This window comes from Microbispora bryophytorum, assembly GCF_006874465.1.
In the GTDB taxonomy this organism is placed as follows: Bacteria; Actinomycetota; Actinomycetes; order Streptosporangiales; family Streptosporangiaceae; genus Microbispora; species Microbispora bryophytorum.
In genome coordinates this window covers 71,392-90,982 of record NZ_VIRL01000010.1, presented here as the reverse complement: position 1 = coordinate 90,982, position 19,591 = coordinate 71,392, and the positions used below count along the sequence as shown (strand labels likewise).

15 protein-coding genes are annotated in these 19,591 nt (G+C 72.8%); 10 read left to right on the top strand and 5 right to left on the bottom strand.

Annotated elements, in window-relative coordinates; translation table 11 throughout:
* Window positions 1-48: 48 nt before the first annotated feature.
* The 3 genes from FLX07_RS19220 (at window position 49) to FLX07_RS19210 (ending at window position 5,418) form a co-directional block, all read left to right on the top strand.
* Window positions 49-1,281, top strand: a complete 1,233-nt coding sequence (locus tag FLX07_RS19220; protein WP_142572200.1) for an NHL repeat-containing protein — start codon at window positions 49-51, stop codon at window positions 1,279-1,281.
* A 161-nt stretch (window positions 1,282-1,442) separates the two neighbouring features.
* A complete protein-coding gene (locus FLX07_RS19215) occupies window positions 1,443-1,709 on the top strand; it encodes a DUF6504 family protein (protein WP_142572199.1) in 267 nt (88 codons plus the stop codon).
* A gap of 88 nt (window positions 1,710-1,797) precedes the next feature.
* A complete protein-coding gene (locus FLX07_RS19210) occupies window positions 1,798-5,418 on the top strand; it encodes a DNA polymerase III subunit alpha (protein WP_142572198.1) in 3,621 nt (1,206 codons plus the stop codon).
* 1,191 nt (window positions 5,419-6,609) lie between these two features.
* Here the strand turns inward: FLX07_RS19210 and FLX07_RS19205 are convergent.
* Window positions 6,610-9,156, bottom strand: coding sequence for a helix-turn-helix transcriptional regulator (locus FLX07_RS19205; RefSeq protein ID WP_142572197.1), 2,547 nt, complete (start codon window positions 9,154-9,156; stop codon window positions 6,610-6,612).
* A gap of 370 nt (window positions 9,157-9,526) precedes the next feature.
* Between FLX07_RS19205 and FLX07_RS19200 the strand changes: the two genes are divergently transcribed.
* On the top strand, window positions 9,527-9,997 hold the full coding sequence (locus tag FLX07_RS19200; RefSeq protein ID WP_142572196.1) for a hypothetical protein: 471 nt from the start codon (window positions 9,527-9,529) through the stop codon (window positions 9,995-9,997).
* Window positions 9,998-10,041: 44 nt separating this feature from the next.
* On the opposite strand, the gene FLX07_RS19195 is transcribed toward FLX07_RS19200, so the two are convergent.
* Entirely contained in the window at window positions 10,042-10,884 is an 843-nt protein-coding gene (locus tag FLX07_RS19195; protein WP_142572195.1) for a LysR family transcriptional regulator, read from the bottom strand.
* A gap of 75 nt (window positions 10,885-10,959) precedes the next feature.
* On the opposite strand from FLX07_RS19195, the gene FLX07_RS19190 reads away from it, so the two are divergent.
* A complete protein-coding gene (locus tag FLX07_RS19190) occupies window positions 10,960-11,715 on the top strand; it encodes a CTP synthase C-terminal region-related (seleno)protein (RefSeq protein WP_223854082.1) in 756 nt (251 codons plus the stop codon).
* 12 nt (window positions 11,716-11,727) lie between these two features.
* Here FLX07_RS19190 and FLX07_RS19185 read toward each other — a convergent pair whose 3' ends face one another.
* The gene (locus tag FLX07_RS19185) at window positions 11,728-12,549 is read right to left on the bottom strand and encodes a FadR/GntR family transcriptional regulator (RefSeq protein WP_142572193.1); all 822 of its coding nucleotides are present in this window, start codon (window positions 12,547-12,549) and stop codon (window positions 11,728-11,730) included.
* 91 nt (window positions 12,550-12,640) lie between these two features.
* On the opposite strand from FLX07_RS19185, the gene FLX07_RS19180 reads away from it, so the two are divergent.
* Genes FLX07_RS19180 through FLX07_RS19170 form a run of 3 tightly spaced genes read left to right on the top strand, consistent with a single transcriptional unit; the run spans window position 12,641 to window position 15,422 of the window.
* Window positions 12,641-13,378: a (Fe-S)-binding protein gene (locus tag FLX07_RS19180; RefSeq protein WP_142572192.1), complete on the top strand. Its 738-nt coding sequence runs from the start codon at window positions 12,641-12,643 to the stop codon at window positions 13,376-13,378.
* On the top strand, window positions 13,375-14,814 hold the full coding sequence (locus FLX07_RS19175; RefSeq protein WP_142572191.1) for a lactate utilization protein B: 1,440 nt from the start codon (window positions 13,375-13,377) through the stop codon (window positions 14,812-14,814). Before FLX07_RS19180 ends, FLX07_RS19175 begins: the two co-directional genes overlap by 4 nt.
* Complete coding sequence (locus FLX07_RS19170; RefSeq protein ID WP_142572190.1) at window positions 14,811-15,422, top strand: LutC/YkgG family protein; 612 nt, start codon at window positions 14,811-14,813, stop codon at window positions 15,420-15,422. Before FLX07_RS19175 ends, FLX07_RS19170 begins: the two co-directional genes overlap by 4 nt.
* Window positions 15,423-15,434: 12 nt before the next feature.
* On the opposite strand, the gene FLX07_RS19165 is transcribed toward FLX07_RS19170, so the two are convergent.
* Both FLX07_RS19165 and FLX07_RS19160 read right to left on the bottom strand, forming a co-directional pair.
* Window positions 15,435-16,508: a baeRF2 domain-containing protein gene (locus FLX07_RS19165; RefSeq protein ID WP_142572189.1), complete on the bottom strand. Its 1,074-nt coding sequence runs from the start codon at window positions 16,506-16,508 to the stop codon at window positions 15,435-15,437.
* Between the two features lie 9 nt (window positions 16,509-16,517).
* Window positions 16,518-16,937, bottom strand: coding sequence for a DUF2795 domain-containing protein (locus FLX07_RS19160; protein ID WP_142572188.1), 420 nt, complete (start codon window positions 16,935-16,937; stop codon window positions 16,518-16,520).
* A 134-nt stretch (window positions 16,938-17,071) separates the two neighbouring features.
* Here FLX07_RS19160 and FLX07_RS19155 point away from each other — a divergent pair, with 134 nt between their 5' ends.
* Both FLX07_RS19155 and FLX07_RS19150 read left to right on the top strand, forming a co-directional pair.
* A complete protein-coding gene (locus tag FLX07_RS19155; RefSeq protein ID WP_142572187.1) occupies window positions 17,072-18,160 on the top strand; it encodes a GNAT family N-acetyltransferase in 1,089 nt (362 codons plus the stop codon).
* A 224-nt stretch (window positions 18,161-18,384) separates the two neighbouring features.
* Window positions 18,385-19,575, top strand: a complete 1,191-nt coding sequence (locus FLX07_RS19150; RefSeq protein ID WP_223854080.1) for a sirohydrochlorin chelatase — start codon at window positions 18,385-18,387, stop codon at window positions 19,573-19,575.
* Window positions 19,576-19,591: the final 16 nt, after the last annotated feature.

The window sequence follows — 19,591 nt, the reverse complement described above, 5'->3', positions numbered from 1 at the left end:
CGGGTGGGTGCGGCAGAACCGGATGCCCGCCCGCCGCGTCCTACGGATATGCGGACGCGGATTCTGCGGGTGACGGCGGCGCTGGCCGCGATGGTGCTGCCGGCGGCGTGCGCGTCGACCACGCCTCGCGATCTGGAGACCTGGAACGAGACCGACGCCGGGGCAGCCTCGGCCGCCGCGCGGGAGCGGCCGTCGCCCTCCTGCCTGACCGGCTCGCCGACGCCGCAGCCGAGCCCGGTCCGGGGTGGCGGGTGGCGCGTCGCCTACTACGACTACCGTGACCGCATCAGGGGCCTGGCCGTGACCCGCGAGGGGACCGTGTGGGCGGCCGGCGCGCGCGTGCCGGAGCCGTGCGGACCCGAGACGAAGGCGCCGCTGGTGCTGCGCGGGGACGGCGGGCGGTGGCGCGAGGTTCCGGCCCCGCCGCTGACTGAGCCGCGCGCCGTGGCCGCCTCCTCCGACCGCGACGTGTGGCTGTTCGGCGAGAACGCCGCCGCGCGCTGGAACGGCCGGAGGTGGACCGTGGCGCCCGGTCCGGGTGCGGAGCCGCAGCGGGTGCACGCGACGGCCTCCGGCGACGTCTGGGCGATCCTGAACGCGAACATCCTGTACGGAGCAGGGGGAGCCGAGGGCGCCTGGGAGTCCCGGGCGGAGCTGCGGCACTGGGACGGCACGAGATGGCGCACGGCCCGGCCGCCGCTGGTGGCCAAGGGCGTGGACGGCCTGCCCGGCGGCGAGGTCTGGGTGGCCGGTTCCAGCCGCGGCAGGGCCGCCGTCGCCCGATGGAACGGCTGGTCCTGGAGCACGGTCCCGCTCCCCGCGGTCCCCGCGCTGCACCGCGGCCAGCTCTCCGAGCTCGTGGACCTCGCGGTGGACGAGTCGGGCAGGGTGGCCGCCGTCGGCTGGGTCGCGTGGGTCTGCGGCACCGAGGAGGAGGACGTGACCTACTGCGGCAGCACGCTGTTCCTGCGTCGGGAGAACGGACGGTGGAGCTACAGCCTGCCGTCCGAGCCCGAGCTCGATCCCCAGCTGCGGCTGGAGGCCGACGGCAAGGGCGGGTTCTGGCTGTTCTACGCGAAGAACGAGTGGAACACGGCGGTCGGTCACCTGTCGGGCGGAAAGTGGACGTACGGGACGTTTCCGGCGGGCCCGCTGGGGCACACCCGGGTGGCGGCCATCGTCGGCGAGCCGAGGACGGCGCGCGTCTGGGCGGCGGTGGCGGACGACACCGAAGCGGAGGAGCCGCCCTACCGGGGCGGCGGGATCTGGCTCGGCGAGTGATCCGCCGGCGGGCGCGCTTCCTGGGATTTCGCACCCGGGAACGGGCCGCGCCGACTTGCGTTCACCCCGCTGGGAACGTATGTTCGAAGTAGCGGCGATTCTGCCCGAATCATCCGCCCGTCTTCCCCCGGGTGGCCACGAAGCCACAGGGAGAAGGAGTCTTGAGCAGACTTTACGGCGATCCGATCGAGGTGTGGGTCCGGGACGGGCGCCCTGCTCAGTTCGTCTGGCGTGACCGGCTCTACACCGTCCGCGAGATCCAGGACCACTGGGTGGTCGTCAGGGAATGGTGGAAGACCTCGGACGCCGATCCCGGCGAGCGGCGCTTCTGGCGAGTGGGGGCCGCGGCCGGCAAGGAGGTCGGGACCTATGAACTGCGCTTCGACACCGCCAGCGGCGGCTGGCTCCTGCTGAGGGCCTGGGACTGATGGGAACGCTCCAGCTCCCCACGATCGGGGGACGGGCCGCTGGAGGACGGAACGCCGGACGGGCCGGGGGGCGGACGGGGGTGCGCCTGTGACGCACGCCTTCGCCCACCTGCACGTGGCGTCCGCCTTCTCACTGCGGTACGGCACCGCGTTCCCGGCCGCCCTCGTCCGGCGGGCCGCCGAGCACGGCATGGACACGCTGGCGCTTACCGACCGCGACGGCCTCTACGGCGCGGTCAAGCACGTCATCGCCTGCCACGAGCAGGGCGTCCGCCCGGTCGTCGGGGTCGATCTCGCCCTCGACGGCGCCTCCTCCACGCCGGGTTCTTCCACGCCGGGTTCTTCCACGTCGGGTTCTTCCACGCCGGACGACCTGTTCGGAGGCGGCCTGCCGTCCGGCCGCCGCACCGGACCGGGACCCAAACCCGGGCACGGGCACGGCCATGGGCACGGCCATGGGCACGGCGGGGGGACGGCGGCCGAGCCGGCGCGGGTCGTCGTGCTCGCGCGCACGAACGGCTGGGCCGCGCTGTGCCGCCTGGTCACGGCCGCCCATTACGCGGGGGAGCGCGGCGCGCCGTACGTCACGCCGGGGATGGTGGCCGAGCACGCGACCGGCCCGGACGGGGAGCCGCGGCTGACCGTGCTGCTCGGGCCCCGCTCCGGCGTCGGCCGCGCGGTGGCCGAGCGGCGCGACGACCAGGCCCGCGCCCTGCTGGCCGCCTGGCGCGCGGTGGTCCCCGACCTGGTCGTCGAGGTGTCCGACCTGTACGGCTACCGCGACGCGAACACCGCCACCCGCATGATCGGGCTGGCCGACTCGATGGGCGTGCCGGTCGTGCTGACCAACGCGGTCCGCTACCTGGACGCCGCCGACCACCAGATCGGCAACGTGCTCGACGCGGCGCGCAAGCTGGTGCCCCTCGACGGGCGGCACCTCGACGACCCCACGGCTCACGCGTACCTCAAGGACGGCGCCGACATGGCCCGGGTGGCCGCGCGGATCTGCGGCGGCGACACCGGCCGGGCCGCGCGGCTGCTGGCCGAGACGCGCCGCGTGGCCGACCGGTGCGTGCTCGACCCCGTCGAGGTCGTGCCCCTGCTCGACCCCGAGCGGCCCCGGCTCCACCTGCCGGAGGTCGGCGAGGACCCGGTGCCCCTGCTGCGGCGCCGCTGCGAGGAGGGACTGGCCCGGCGGGGGCTGGAGCGTTCGGCCGAGGCCCGCGACCGGCTCGCCGCCGAGCTCCACGTCATCGAGAAGAAGCGGCTGTCGGGCTACTTCACGTCCGTCGCCGGCATCACGGACATGATCCGGGCGATGGGCGTGCGGTGCGCGATCCGCGGCTCGGGGGCGGGCAGCCTGGTCAACTATCTGATCGGCATCGGCGAGGTGGATCCGCTCGAACACGGCCTGCTGATGGAGCGCTTCCTGTCGGAGGGCCGCAAGGGCCTGCCCGACATCGACATCGACGTGGAGTCGGCCCGCCGCCTCGACTGCTACCGCGCGATCCTCGACAGGTACGGCGAGGACCGGGTGGCCTGCGTGTCGATGATGGAGACCTACCGCGCCCGCAGCGCGATCAGGGACGTCGGCGCCGCCATGGGCCTGCCGCCGCACGAGATCGACGTGATCGCCAAGGCGTTCCCGCAGGTGCGGGCCAGGCAGATCAGGGCCGCGCTGTCCGACCTGCCGGAGCTGCGCGACAGCGGGCTCAACGACCGGTCGCTGGAGACCGTGTTCCGCCTGGCGGAGCGGCTCGACGGGCTGCCCCGGCACATCGCGCTGCACCCCTGCGGCGTGCTGATCGGCAACTCCACGCTGCGCGACCGCACGCCGGTCGAGCGCAGCCTGCTGGAGTTCCCGATGTCGCAGTTCGACAAGGACGACGTCGAGGAGGCGGGCCTGCTCAAGCTCGACGTGCTCGGCGTGCGCATGCAGTCGGCCCTGGCGTACGCCCTCCAGGAGGTCGAACGGGTCGAGAACCGGAAGATCGACCTGGACGCCGTCCCGCGCGACGACACCGAGACCTACGACATGATCCGCCTCAGCCGCACGATCGGCTGCTTCCAGATCGAGTCGCCGGGGCAGCGCGAGCTGGTCGCGAAGCTGGAGCCGCGCACGATGCACGACCTGATCGTGGACATCTCGCTGTTCCGCCCGGGACCGGTCAACTCCGACATGGTCACGCCCTACCTGGAGACCAGGCACGGCTTCCGCGAGGCGCGCTACCCGCACGAGTCGCTGCGCGACGCGCTCAGGGAGACCAACGGGGTGGTCGTCTTCCACGAGCAGGTCATGAAGGTCATCGACATCATGACCGGGTCGGGGCTGTCGGAGGCCGACCGGGCCCGCCGCGCCCTCGGGACGCCGGAGGGCCGCGCGGCCGTACGCGCCTGGTTCGTGCCGCTCGCCAGAGAGAACGGCTACGCCCCCGACGTCGTCGAGCAGGCGTGGAAGGTGCTCGACGCGTTCGGCGGGTTCGGGTTCTGCAAGGCGCACGCGGCGGCGTTCGCGCTGCCCACCTACCAGTCGGCCTGGCTGAAGCGGCACCACACGGCCGCGTTCCTCGCGGGTGTGCTCACCCACGACCCCGGCATGTACCCGAGCCGGGTCATCCTCGACGAGGCCCGCCGGTGCGGGGTGGACGTCCTGCCCCTCGACGTCAACCGCTCGGGGAAGACCTGGCTGGTCGAGCGTACGGATCCGGCGCAGGACGGTCCCGGGGAGTTCGGCCGCGGACACGGCCTGCGGGTGCCGTTCTCGGCCGTCCGGGGGGTGAGCGATGCCGAGGTGGACCGAATGGTCGCGGGCCGGCCCTATACCTCGCTGGCGGACTTCTGGGAGCGGGCCCGGCCCTCACGGCCGATCGCCGAGCGGATCGTGGAGGTCGGCGGGTTCGACGCGTTGCACGGCCTGCGGCCGGGGGAGCCGCGCTGGCGGCCGGGACGGCTGACCAGGCGCGACCTGATCGCCCAGGTCGGCGCGCTCGACCGCGGCTCTCCGGTGGGCGCGGCGGGGCAGCTTCCGATGGGATTCACCGAACATGTCATGCCTGGAGAACTGCCGGAGATGAGCGAGGCCGAGGCCGTCGAGGCCGAGCTGGAGATCCTCGGCATGGACGTGAGCCACCACGTCATGGACTTCTACCGCGACCTGCTCGACGCGCTCGGCGTGACGCGGGCCGGGGATCTGCTCGGGCAGCGCAACGGTGCGGAGATCCTGGTCGCGGGGGTGAAGGTCGCCACCCAGACGCCTGCCGTGCGATCGGGGCAGCGGGTCATCTTCACCACCCTGGACGACTCCACCGGCCCGATCGACCTGACGTTCTTCGAGTCGGTGCAGGCGCACACGGCCGCGACCGTGTTCGGGTCGTGGCTGCTCGCCGCCAGGGGAGTGGTGCGGCGCACCGGGGGCAGGGCGGTCTCGCTGCGCGCCGTCCACTGCTGGAACCTCGCCGACCTCGACCGCGTGTGGCGGACCCAGGGGCTCGACGCCGTGCGCGCCGTGATCAGCGAGGTGCCCGCGTCCGGCGCCGGGGTGGGCGGACGGCCCATCGAGTACGGCAACGGCTTCCGGGTGTCGCCCTACTCCGACAACGGCGCCCCGCCGGCCGTCCGCGAGGGGCGGTTCCTCGGCAACCCGTCCGCGCCCCAGCGGCGGCTCTGGCACGCCAGTTCCGGCAGCTCCGGGCCGCCGCCCGGCCGGTGATCCTCCCCGCCGCCGTCCGCGAGGGCGGCGCCCGCCCGGCTTCCCGCCGGTGCTGCCGGTGTGGGTGCGGTGGGTGCGGTGGGTGCGGTGGGTGCCGTGGGTGTTGTCGGCATGCCGGACGGCCGTTCGCCGTTGCCGAGGCGGACTTGCGGCCGGACGGCGGGCCGCGCCGCCGGCTTGCGTCCGGCGCCGGTGTGCCGGGCGGTGACCTCGCGGACGGCCGAGGCGCACAGGAGCGCCGCGACGGCGACCGCGGCGGCCTGCGCCGTACCGAGGCCGGTCAGCCCGTCCCGGGCCGGGCCGGCGAACACCAGCCCGAGCGCGGCCAGCCAGCTCACCCACCAGCAGGCGAGGACGACCAGCCACCGCGTCCGGTCCCTGCCGCAATACGGCTCGTCCCGCGCGACGCCGCCGCTTCGCACAGGCCCGCCGCTTCGCACAGGCCCGCCGTTGTGCACAAGCCGGTCGCTTCGCACAAGCCGGTCGCTTCGCACAGGCCCGCCGTTGTGCACAGGGCCGCCGCTTCGCCGGGTGCGGCCCGCCGGACCCTCACGCCAGGCCAGGTCGGCGAGGAACGGCGGGACCACGAGGTTGACTCCGGGCACGAGGCACGCCGCCGCGAGCGCGACGGGCGGCGTGGCCGGGCGCACCCGCCGCAGCCAGGACAGGTAGGCGGCGGCGCACGCCACGGTGGCGCCGATCACCACCAGGACCAGCACGGCGAACGTCGTCGCCGCGCCGCTGACGGTGCGGGCGGCCGGGGAGGCGGGATCGCCGCCGAAGGCCGCGATCTGCGTGGCCAGCCGCGTGCCCCGGGTCTCCTCGAACACGGCGAGCGCGGCCACCGAGACGACCTGGGCGGCGAGGGCCGCGTACACGCCGGCGGCCGCCCGGCTCACCGCTGACGACGTGGACCGCATGTGTTCTCCCCCCGCGCCGGGTGTGTGACCTGCCTCACTCTTATCCCGTCCGCGATCGCGCTAATCCGGTACGGGACCACCTCGCGAGGAAGGATGGTCTACGGCATTTGCGGCTCTTCTTCAGTTCGAGGCTGATTAAGGGTCACTGGGAGAATCGCTCCCGCGACGCCTCCACCCGCACGACTCGGCGCCCACAACGAACAGCAACAGAACGGCGATCACGCTCAGCGATCAAGCGAGAGCGCAACCCCGCTCCACCGTGAAGACCCGCTTAACCATCCTTGATGAGCTCGGGGCACATTTCGGCGACGATTCGGGCCAGCTCGGTACGGGACGCGATGTTGAGTTTGCCGAACATCCGGCGAAGGTGGGTGGACACCGTGTGGGGCGACAGGAACATCCGCTGGGCGATCTGGCGGTTGGTCATCCCCCTGATGATCAGGCTGGCGACGGCGCGTTCCGTGTCGGTGAGGCTCTCCCAGCCGAAGGCCGGCCGCTGGGATTGGCCCCAGTGGCGGCGCCGCACACCAAGCGCCCGCAGCCGGGCTCGCACCCGGGCCACGTCCCAGAGCGCACCGATGCGCTCATAGCCGTCGAGCGCCTCATCCAGGCTGTCGACGGCCTTCGCGGTGGCATCGGTGCCGGACGTGGTGGCCAGCAGGACGCCGAGGTCTTCGGCGACCAGGGCGCGTGCCCACGGTTCGGGTTGATCAGCGGCGGCGGCCAGCGCACCGGGGTCCTGGTGGAAAAGGCCGCGGGCGTGGGCGAACGTGACGGCGAAGACGGGGAAGTCCGGGTTGTTCCGGGCCAGGTACTCGGCCGTGTCAAGGATGGCCCGCGCATATGGACGGTTCGCCGCGGCCAGGGCCAGCCGGGTCATCCAGGCGGCCGTGAGAGGCGTCGTGAGGAGTGCCCAGCGCCGCTTCTCCTCGTCGGTGTAGATGGCGTCGAGTATGTCGACCGCGCGCCCGGGATCACCCTGGGCTTCGGCCACCGCCGCCATCACCCACTTCTCCCACACGGATCCGTACAACATCTCGGGCGCGGCCTGGATGGACTGGAAGCGTTCGATGTGCCGGACCGCGGCGTCGATGTCGCCCTGCCGCAGGGCGATGACAGCGAGTATGGACAGCCCGACGCGGATGAACCCGTGGGTGCCGAGTTCTTCGGCGGTCATGCTCCCGGCCTGGGCCTCGGCGGCGGCGTCGTCGAGTCGGCCGGTGCCCAGATGCAGAACGGAGCGGAACAGCGCGGGTTGTGCGGCGAGCACGGTCAGCCCGAGGTCGTTGATCTCCTCCTCGGCGGCCTGGATGGCGATGTCGGCCGCGTCGAACTCGCGCATGGCCCTGTAGTAGAGGCTCAGTATCAGGCGCGTATACGGGCGCTGGATGGCTTCGACGGCGCCGCGGTCGGTGATGCGCAGGGCTTCGCAAAGGTGCGTGAACGAGTCGGCGATCCGCCCATCGACCATGGCGAACTGAGCGAGCAGCAGGAGTGCTCCGACGACCGCGGCATCGGCGTGCCGCTCGCGATCGGCCAGAACGGCTTCCGCCTGCCGCCGTCCTTTCCGGAAGTCGTTCAGACAGGTAAGCGCCCAGAACATCGTCCATTCGGCGATGCCGCGAAGGTCATCGGGGATGTCTTTCTGGGTGAGCAGGTTTTCGGTCTCGGATATCGCATCGGCTGGTCGGCCGCTCAACAGCAGGATGTGCGCCAGCGCGCATCGCAGGCGGGGGGCGTGGCGGGGCGGGGCCCTGCCGAGTGCGGAACGGGCGAGATCGGCCGCCTCGGGCAGCCGTCCGATGACCGTCAGGGCGTCGACGGCTGTGGCGGCGCGACCGAACCAGTCGGGGTCGGCGGAGTCGCTGAGTTCAAGCGCCCGTAGGGCGAGGTCGACGACGGTCTGCGGTGAGGACCGCAGCACCTCGCGCGCCGCTCGGTCGAGCCCGAGCAGCGCGGGCGTATCACCGCGACCGGCGCTGTGGATGAGATGTGCGGCGGCGGGAACAGCCGACCCGCCACGTTTGAGCAGCATCTTTCCCGCGTCGTGGTGCATGGCCCGGCGCACGGAGTCGGGGATGGTTTTGACCACCGCCTGCCACAGCAGGTCGTGCCGGAACGCGAGTTCGCCTCCGGCGGGTTCGATGATGCCCGCCGACATCGCCTCATCCAGCATCGGCAGCAGAGTGTTGGTCGGTTCGCCGAGCATTTCGGCCAGGTCCTTCACTGAGAACGAACGGCCTAAGATCCCGGCGCACTGAAGCAGATACCTCGTTCGTGCGGACAGCCCTTCCAGGCGTTCCTGCATGATCGCGTGAGTACGCGGCGGGGACGCCGCCATCCGCGCGTGACCTTCGGTGATGTGGAAGACGCCCTCGCTTTTGAACTTCTCGAGGAGATCGACGAGCAGGAAGGGGTTGCCGTCGACTATGCCGGCCAGGGCCAGCACGTCCGGCTCGGGCGTGGCTCCGAGGATGTCGGTGATGACGTCCGTCACGGCTTGCTGGTCCAGGGCTCCCAGCGTGATCCGGATGGCGCCGTCATGCTCCAGCAGGTCGTACAGGCGGTTGAGGCGGGGGCAGTCGGCGCTGCCGGTCGTGCGGGTCAGCATCCAGACCAGTGGGTAGGAGGCGAGGTCTCTGGTCATCGACCGCAGCGCCAGCAGAGTGATCGGATCGGCCCAGTGCAGGTCGTCCAGCGCGAGGAGTGTCGGTTTCTGGGCCACCCGGTGTTCCAGCTGTCCCTGCAGTTGTTCTACCAGCAGCAGTCGTTGGTCGGCTTGACCGCAGAGGTTGATGTGAGAGGTCGGGGGGAGCACACGGCTGGTGTTCCCGAGCGTCGGCCGTGTCAAGTGCGAGGCCGGAGGAGACTGCGGGGTCTCCGTCGTCGTGACATCCCCTTTGCGGGCAAGCCGTCACCCGCTCACGAATGCAAGGCCTCTACCTGGATTCATCCCCTTTCACTCTCTCCACCATGCGGCATCCTCATGAGCCGATATCCGATTTCACCTGTCCGTCGATCCAGACCTTTCCCGGTCGTGATCACGGTTGGCCGGGAGTTGGGCGATCGCCTCGGATGGCACGGTCGCCTGTTTCCGGAAAACGCCCGGGCGGGATCTTTCGGCGGGCGTCGAAACGACACGGCCCTAGCCTGCACGGGCACATCCCCTCGCACCCTGGAGGCCGCACATGACCGACGCCCCGCTGACCGACGACCGAGAGCCCGCGCGGGTCGTGACCGAGATGATCGACCATGTGCTCCGCCTGGCGGCGACCTGGACCGCCTGGGACGGCCGTCCGGTGCCGTCGGAGGACCGGATCTACACCCCGCACAAGGCGATCCGCCGGGTGGCCGATCACCTCGTGGACCACCTGGCGGAGATCGAGGACCGGCTGGCCGGCCGCGCGCCCCTGCCCGACCACTGGCACGCATCCATGATCACGACCGCGGCCGACCTCGCCCCCTTCACCGAGCAGGACCACGACGAGGCCCGCAGCAGGCTCACCCGGCTCGCCCGGATCTGGACGGCCCGCCTGGAGGCGCTGACTCCGGAGCAGCTCGACCATTCGCCGGGGGATGGCTGGACGCTCCGCCAGGTCGCCTTCCACCTCGGCGGGTCGGTCTACTACGCCGACGCGGTGGGCGACCTGTCCGGCTGATTCCGTCACCGCGCGAAGTACCGCTGCTCCCCTTCAGGGAAGGCTCAGGACGTGAGCGCGCGGACGACCTCGGCGGCGGGGCCCGGCGGGAGGGCCGCGTGCACCAGTTCGACCCGGTGGACGATTCTCGGCGCGACCAGCGGCACCCGCACCCCGCACGGCGCGGCGGACGCGGGCAGCAGGGTCAGGCCGTGCCCGGCCGCGGCCAGGCGCGCCGCGACGGCCGGGTCGTGGCCCTCGTAACGGATGCCGGGCCGCAGCCCGTCGAGCCGTGCCGCCGCGCGCAGGCGGTCGAGCGGCATCACCTCCGGCGCGTCCACCCACAGGGCGTCGGCCAGGTCGTCCAGACGCAGTCCGGTCCGGCCCGCCAGCGGATGCCCCTCCGGCAGCACGACCACCAGTTCCTCCTCCCGCACGCCGACGGTGGTGAGCGGTCCGGTGTCGGGGAGGTTCAGCGGGTCGGAGGGCGCGGCCGGGCCGTCGGCCAGCGCGAGGTCGGCCTCGCCCGAGGCCACCAGCGCCACGGCCGCCGCCGCACAGGCGATGCGCAACGTCGTCACCCCGGCCAGCGCCGCCGCCGTACCGGCCGTGAGGGTGAGCGGGCCCGCGGCGACGGTGAGGGTCCGCGGTTGCGCGGACAACCGTGCCACGTCCGCCCGCGCGGCCCGCAGCCGCAGCAGCAGCGGCCCCGCGTGCTCCAGCAGGCGCTCGCCCGCCCGGGTCGGCCGTACGGGGCGGCGGGTGAGCAGCGGCACCCCGAGATCGGCCTCCAGTGCGGCGATCTGCTGGGACACCGCCGGCTGGGTGTAGCCGAGCCGATCCGCGGCGGCCGAGAACGACCCCTCGGCGACCACGGTCACGAACGTGCGCAGCAGATGAGGATCCACGACATCAGCATCGCTTATGGGGACCGCAGAAATCATCATTTGTCATTAAGTTCACAGGTCGCCAGCATGGAGGTCATGAGACCCCGCATCGCGCTGGTGGGCGACCGGTCACCCGCCGTACGCTCCCACACCCGCATCCCGCTCATCCTCGACGCACTACGGGAGCGTGAGGGGCTGGACCTCGACGCCTACTGGATCAGGACCGACGAGGTCGGCGATCTCGGCGGGTTCGAGGGCGTCTGGATCCTGCCCGGCAGCCCCTACCGCAGCGAGCAGGGCGCGATCACGGCCGCCAGGACCGCGAGGGAGAACGCGATCCCGCTGCTCGGCACCTGCGCCGGTTTCCAGCACGCGCTGCTCGAGTACGCCCGCAACGTGTGCGGGCTGAGCGTGAGCCACGCGGAGAACGACCCGGACGCCCCGGACCCGCTGATCAGACAGCTCGCCTGCTCCCTCGCCGGGCACGAGGCGGCGGTGCGGCTCGTCCCCGGCTCACTGGCCGAGCGGATCGTCGGCGCCGGCCGGACCGTGGAGCGCTACTTCTGCTCCTACGGCCCCGGTCCCGCCTATCTGGAGACCCTGGAGGCCCACGGCCTGTGCTTCACCGGTCACGACGAGGAGGGGGAGACGCGGGTGGCCGAGCTGCCCGGCCACCCCTTCTATCTGGTCACGCTGTTCCAGCCCGAGCTGGCCGAGCAGCGGCCCCATCCGCTCGTGCGCGCGTTCGCCGCCGCGGCCGCCGACCGGGCGGCGCTCAGCCGAGGACCAGATCCCGTACGCTCTGAGCGTGGGTCCGGCCCGGGTCTCGGATCTGTCGGCCAACACGCGTGATCGGAACGCGTTCTATGAATCCGGTCCGGAGTCCGGATAGGCGCGTGCGAGGTGCTCGGCGACCGCGGCCGCCGCGGCTACGGAGTCGCCGTCCTCGATCGCCCGGTGGATGCGCCGGTGGTCGTCCTGCAGGCCGCCGGTGTCGCCGAGCCGTACGACCGCGTCCACGGCGTAGCGGCGCAGGGCGTCGCGCAGCGCCCGCATGACCGCCACGATCAGCCGGTTGCCCGCCGCCTCCGCGAGGGCCAGGTGGAACGCGATGTCGTGCTTGACGAACTCGGCGGGGTCGCGGGCGGCGTCCATGGCCGCGACCGCCTCAGCCATCCGCGCCGTCGCCGTCTCTGCCTCGGCAGTGCGCGCCTCCGCCGCCTGTGCCTCTGCCGCCTGTGCTTCGGTTGTCTGCGCCGCCGTCTGTGCCGCCGTCCGCGCCGGAGCCGCCGCGTTGGCCGTCGCGTTGGCCGTCGCCGCGCGGGCCGCGGCCCACTGCTCGATCATCAGCCGCGTGTCGATCACCTCGCGCATCGAGAGCGTGGCGAGGCCGAGATGCAGCCGGAGCAGGTCGGTGAGCGCGTTTCCCGGGCGGGAGGTGAGCACCGCCCCGGCGTCCGGGCCCCGCCCGGCCTGCGACGCGACCACCCCGAGGGTCTCCAGCACGCGCAGCGCCTCCCTGACCGACGACCGGCCGACGCCGAGCTGCTCGGCGAGCTGCCGTTCGCCCGGCAGCCGGTCGCCCACGGTCAGGCCGTCGGCCCCGATCCGCTCCTCGCTGCGGGCGAGCACCTCCTCGAAGGCGCGCGGGCGGGCGTCGGGACGCCGGCGTTCGTCGGTGGTCACTACGGCTCCTCGTGATGCCGGTGTCGCCGGGGGCAGACCAGGATGTATGGTCTGACCATATTTGGTCTGACCATACACGCCGGGAGGGCATGTGCGGGTAGCCCTGTTCGTCACCTGCGTCAACGACACGCTTTTCCCGGACACCGGGCGGGCGGTCGTGCGCCTGTTGCGCCGTCTCGGCGTCGAGGCCGACTTCCCCCGCGCCCAGACCTGCTGCGGCCAGATGCACGCCAACACCGGCTACCGGGACGAGGCCGTACGGCTGGCCCGGCGCAGCGTGGCGGCGCTGCGCGGCTATGACGCGGTCGTCGTCCCCTCGGGCTCGTGCGCGGCCATGATCCGCGAGCAGTATCCGAAGCTGGCCGGGTCGTCCGGTCCTTTCGCCGACGCGGCGGCGCAGGTCGTGCCGAAGACGTACGAGCTGACCGAGTTCCTGGTCGACGTGCTGGGGGTGACCGACGTGGGGGCCTACTTCCCGCACCGGGTCACCTACCACCCGACCTGCCACTCCCTGCGCGGCATCCATCTCGGCGACCGTCCGCTGACGCTGTTGCGCCAGGTCAAGGGGCTCGAACTGGCGCCGCTGCCGGGCGTGGAGGAGTGCTGCGGCTTCGGCGGCACCTTCGCGCTGAAGAACGCCGACGTGTCGGCGGCGATGTGCGCCGACAAGGTGCGGGCCGTCCTCGACACCGGCGCCGAGGTGCTGTGCGCGGCCGACAACTCCTGCCTCATGCACATCGGCGGCATGCTCGGCCGGCAGAAGTCGGGCGTGCGGGTGATGCACCTGGCCGAGATCCTGTGCGCTACCGAAACGGCGGGGGTCCGATGAGCGTCACCTTCCTCGGCATGCCGGCGACCCGGCCCTTCCCGCGCAACGCCGCGGGAGCCCTGCGGGACTCGCAGCTGCGGTTCAACCTGCGCAAGGCGACTCGGACGATCAGGGCCAAGCGGGCGAGCGTCGTCGCGGAGGCGCCCGACTGGGCCGAGTTGCGCGAGGCCGGCCGGGCGATCAAGGAGCACACGCTCCGCAACCTGGACAGATACCTGGTGCGACTGGAGGAGGCCGTCACGGCGGCCGGGGGCCATGTCCACTGGGCCGCCGACGCGGCCGAGGCCAACCGGATCGTCACCGAGCTGGTGAAGGCCACGGGCGAGACCGAGGTCGTCAAGGTCAAGTCGATGGCCACCCAGGAGATCGGCCTCAACGAGGCGCTGCTGGAGCACGGCATCACCGCCTACGAGACCGACCTCGCCGAGCTCATCGTGCAACTGGGCGACGACCGGCCCTCGCACATCCTCGTCCCCGCGATCCACCGCAACCGCGCGGAGATCCGGGAGATCTTCGCCGAGCACATGTCCGGCTGGGGCCGGCCCGCCCCCGAAAACCTGACGGACGATCCCGCCGCGCTGGCCGACGCGGCCCGGCTCCACCTGCGCGAGCGCTTCCTGAAGACCAAGGTCGCGATCTCCGGGGCCAACTTCGCGATCGCCGAGACCGGCACCTTGGTCGTGCTGGAGTCCGAGGGCAACGGCCGCATGTGCCTCACGCTGCCGCGCACGCTGATCAGCGTGGTCGGCATAGAGAAGGTGCTGCCGACCTGGCGCGACCTGGAGGTCTTCCTGCAACTGCTGCCCCGCAGCTCCACCGGGGAGCGGATGAACCCCTACACCTCGATGTGGACCGGTGCCGCCGAGGGCCAGGAGTTCCACCTCGTGCTGCTCGACAACGGCCGCACCGGCGTGCTCGCCGACGAGGTGGGGCGGCAGGCGCTGCGCTGCATCCGCTGCTCGGCCTGCCTCAACGTCTGCCCGGTGTACGAGCGGGTGGGCGGCCACGCGTACGGGTCGGTCTATCCCGGGCCGATCGGGGCGATCCTGACGCCGCAGCTTCGCGGCATGGGCTCAGAGCTCGACCGCTCGCTGCCGTACGCCTCCTCGCTGTGCGGCGCCTGCTACGAGGTCTGCCCGGTGGCCATCGACATCCCGTCCGTGCTGGTGCACCTGCGGACCCGGGCCCGCCACCCCTGGCCGGAGCGCGCCGGGATGGCGGCGGCCGGATGGGTGTTCGAGCGGTCGGGACGGCTGGCGCGCCTGCAGCGGGCCGGGGGACGGCTGCGCCGGCTCACGCCCCGCGGGCTGCACCGGCTCATCCCTCGGCGGTTGCCGGGGCCGCTCGGCGGCTGGACCGACACCAGGGACCTCCCCGAGGTGCCGGAAGAGTCGTTCCGCGCCTGGTGGGACCGCACGGACGGAGGACGCCGATGAGCTCCCGCGACCTGATCCTCGCCCGGGTCCGCCGCGCCCTGGCGGGCGCGCCCGACGTCGAGATCACCCGCGCCTATCGAGGGCCCTCGCAGACGCCGGGGGACATCCGCCTGTTCGAGGAGCGGGTGGGCGACTACCGCGCCGTCGTCCACCTCGTGGACGAGGCGGGTGTGCCGGAGCGCGTCGCGCTGTCTCTCGCGGGGCGCGGGGCGCGACGGGTCGTCGTGCCCGCGGGGTTCCCCCCGCGATGGCTCGCCGTCGCGGACGTGGAGGCGGTCGCCGACGACCCGCCGCTGAGCGCCGCCGACCTCGACGCCGTGGACGGCGTGGTCACCACCTGCGCGGTCGCGATCGCGGAGACCGGCACGATCGTCCTCGACACCGGGCCGGGCCAGGGCCGGCGGGCGCTCACGCTGGTGCCCGACTATCACCTGTGCGTGGTGCGGGCCGCCCAGGTCGTCGCGGGGGTGCCGGACGCCGTCGCCCGGCTCGCCCCCGCGCGGCCCCAGACCTGGATCAGCGGCCCCTCGGCGACCAGCGACATCGAGCTGAACCGGGTCGAGGGCGTCCACGGCCCGCGCACGCTCGAAGTGCTGATCGTGGACTGAACCACGACGCGGTCAGAAGCGCAGCAGCGCGCCGATCCCGTCGGGCGACTCGAGGCGCGGGACGAACCACAGCTCGGCGTCGGTCGCGGCGACCGCCCGCGCCAGGGCGGCGTCCACGCGTTCCCGCATGGGCTCCTCGACCCCCCAGGCGGCCAGCTCCTCCGGGTCGGTGGACAACTGCGTGGGCTCGGGCCCGATCCACATCGTGGCCGTGGACGACGGGTCGTCGTGCATCAGCACCGCGCCCACCCTCCGGTCGCGCAGCGCGCGCGCCGTCTCGGTCAGCCCGGTCACGGCGTTGCCCGCCGCGTACGTGTTCAGCAGCTCCTCGCAGCGCCGATCCGTCCAGGCCCGGCAGGCCCTTTCGACCTCCTGCCGGAAGTGGTCCAGGTCGGCGCCCGGGGCGCGGCTGCCGCGCTCGGCCACCGTCAGCCGCCGTAGGACGTCCTTGGCGAGGTGGTCGGTCACGAGAGCGCGGGCCTTGGGATCGCCGGCCAGCACCACGACCTCCGCGCCGATGCCGTGCGCCTCTTTCTCGACCACCTCGGCGAGTGCCACGGCGTTGCGGCGCCAGCCCTCCTCGACCTCTCGGTCGAAGTTGGCCTGCGACCTGCCGCCCTGGCCGGTCTTCTGCAGCGGCCGGTCCTGGTCCGCCACCTCCACCGTCAGCTCGCGCCGCCGCCCGTCGGCCACGACGGCGACGTCGCCTCCGGCCCGGTCGGCCAGCACCTCGACGTGCGGGACGTGCTCGCCGCGCTGCGCGAGCAGCGGCACCACGTGGGGGAGCGGCGACCACCGCGCGGTCTGGCGGCGCGGCCGGGCGGCGAGCGGCTCGGTGAGCAGCACCGCGCCTTCCACGGCGAAGGCGGCGCGTCCGGGAGCGGCCCACCCGGGATCGAGCAGCAGCTCGCCGATGGGGTCGAGGGCCGAGGCGGGCGCTCCCTCCTCGGCGAGCCGCTCCCTGAGATGGGCCCACCGCCGCTGGATCACGCTGGCCGCACCCTCGGAGGACCGATCGGTGTCCGCGTACACCGAGGCGTACGGGCCGCCCCGCTCGTACAGCCGGCGAATGAAGTCCAGTCTCACGGGCCCTCCCTACCAGCGCTGCCGTTCCACTCCGAGTCCGAGCGCCTCCGCCACCTCCCCGATGTTGTGGAACCTCATGTCGGGCAGCCGCCGTACGGCGTCGATCACGGCCTCGGGGGCGTTCTTGCGTTCCGCGTGGGCGAGTAGTTTGGCCGGGTCGGCGGGGAAACCGGTGTCGCTGAGCCAGGTGGCGAGGTGGCTGCGGCGTTCGACGTCGGCGGGGGTGATGCCGAGCGGGGTCCCGGGTTCGCGGCCGGGCGGCTGCCGGCGCGGCGGTGACATGTCCTCTTCTGGCTGCTGCGTCGGCTCGGGCTCGCGCCACTCCTCCGCCCGGCTGGTTCCGCCGCCCTGCACGAGGCCTTGCGTCTCGTGCTTCTGCTCCTCGTCGATCCGGCGGCCGTGCTTGGCGCTGCCGCGTTGGATACTCATGACCTCACCTCCCGATTAGGGTCACTGACGTGCCTCGTACCCGGACCGCCTGCCCCAAACATCGGGTCAGGTGAGGCTGTGCCCCACATAATCTGCGGCGGGCGAAAAATCCGCTTATGTGATGGAGTGACGCATTGTTCGACGAGCGGCTGACGATCAACACCGAACGGCTGATCCTGCGGCCGTTCCGGCCTGGGGACGCGGGCCAGGTGCGAGCCGTCATCGAGGACGGCGCGCACCCCACCGCGCTGCCGCCGGGCGCGCCCGGGCACCCGTCCGCGATCGCCCAGTGGCTGTCCCACGGCGTGCACGAACTGTGGCGCTCGGGCCAGGGGATCCACCTCGCGATGCACGCGCGGGACGGCGTGGTCGGGTCGATCAGCGTCTTCAAGACCCTGTGGGGCGCGGGCACCGCGGAGGTGGGATACGGCGTGCATCCCGCCTACCGCCGCCGGGGTTACGCGACCGAGGCGGTCCGCGGGCTCGTCGGCCGCCTGCTCGGGGAGGGCCCGCTGAGGCGGATCGAGCTGCGGGCCAACGCCGACAACCTCGCGTCGGTCAGGGTCGCGGAGAAGGCCGGCTTCACCCGTGAGGGACTGCTCCGCGGCGCGGGATTCGAGGACGACGGCCCGCACGACCTGGTGGTCTTCGGCCGGCTGCGCGGCGACGAGCGCTGGGTCCCGCGCCGCAGGATCGAGAGCGAGCGGCTGGTCCTGCGGCCGTTCGCCCGGCGGGACGCCTTCGACGTCGTCGAGGCGGTGAAGGGCGACTCCGAGATCGCCCGCTGGATGCCGTGGGCCGAGGGCTACACGCTGGAGCGCGCGCTGGAGTGGTGCACCCGGCTCGCGCACGCGAACGGCCCCGGCTATGGTGGCAACTTCGCGATACAGCCGAAGGACGGGGAACGGCTCGCCGGAGCCATCGGCGTGCAGCGTGAGGACCACGAACGCGGGGACGCCGAACTGGGGTACTGGATCGCGCCGTGGGCCCGCCGCAAGGGGTACGCGGTGGAGGCCACGCAGCTGGCGGCGGCCTACCTGTTCGACCTCGGCTTCCACCGGGTTCACCTGCTGGTCGCGACGGGCAACCGCGCGAGTCAGGCGGTCGCGAGGAAGGCCGGGTTCATCGAGGAGGGCATCATGCGGCAGGTGCTGCCGATCCCGGGGGGCTGGGCCGACGCCGTCCTGTTCGGCATGCTCAACGGGGAAATTTCCTGGCAATAGGTAAAGAATCCCCCTAGTCCCTGTGCCATCGGTCAAGCGGCCACCATGATTGGGGGCCGGAAGGCTATCCTCGCCAGCCGTGACCCTCCCGCAGGCCGGTGAGCGCGCGTCCAGAAGCGGGAGACTCCGTCCGGGCATGCGCACGGGCGGCGCCGGCCCGGATCGGGGGCAGGGGCGGGGGATTGTGAACGACACGCAGGTCAACTGCAGGGGAGATCAGCTAGATGAAACCGCCGCTGCTGCTCATCGGCCACGGCACCCACGATGAGACCGGCGTCGCCGAGTTCGGCAGGTTCGTTCACCGCCTTCGCTGCCGCCTCGACGGGCTTCCCGCCGAGGTGAGCGGCGGCTTCATCACGAACGCCCGCCCCCCGCTCGGCGACTCCATCGCCTCTCTCGTGGCCCGGGGGCACCACCACCTGATCGCTGTGCCGCTCAGCCTGACCGGCGACCGGCGCGCGCTCGGGGACATCCCCGGCACCATGGCCCTGGAGCAGGAGCGGCACCCCACGCTCGAATACGACCTCGGCCGCCCCCTCGGGCCCGACCCGCGGGTGCTCAAGTTGCTCGCGGAGCGGCTCGCCGACGCCCGCGCCGAGATGCCGAGGTTCGTGGCCGACGAGCCGCCCGCCGAGATCGCGCCCGGCGAGACCGCGGTCGTCCTGGTCGGGCACGGCTCCACCGACCCCGCCGTCAACGCCGAGGTGCACCGGGTCTCGCGGCTGTTCTGGGAGACCCACGCCCCCGACCTGCTGACCGTGGAGACCGCCTACGTGTCGCACACCCGCCCCGGCGTGCCGGGCGGCCTGGAGCGCTGCCGCAGGCTCGGCGCCAAGCGCGTGATCGTCCTGCCGTACGTCCTGTTCGCCGGCGGAGTCCTCGAACGCATCTGGGCGCAGGCGCTGGCGTACGGCGCCAACCACGAGGGCCTCGACATCCGCTGCGCCGAGGTGATCGGTGACTGCGAGGGCCTCGCCGACGTGGTGATCGACAGGTATGAGGAGGCCCTCGCCGGGGGCGGCCAGTCCTCGGCGCCGGCCGCGCGCCGCCCGTCCGCGGTGCTGTCGCCGGCCCGGCCGTTCCCCGCGGGGCGCAGGCCGGCCGCGGGTCACGCCGGGAACGGCGCCGGCCGCGTGACCGACATCGCCGCTCGGCTGGACGCGACCCGGAACGCCGGCGCAGAGCCGCTGAGCCGCGAGCCTGCCGACCCTGCGCCCTTGGAGCTGGAGTCGCTCGGCGTGGGCGTCTTCGGTGCCGAGGCGCTCGACGCCGAGACACCGGAACCGGAAACGGACGGCGAGATCGAGGCCGATAGCATGATCGGCGTGGCCGGCCGCGGCGAGGCGGGGGAGGAGCCCCGCGGCGATGCGCCGGACGGGCCGCTCCCCCAGCCCGGAATCGCCAGCGCGGTGTAGCCGCCGCGCAGAAGGA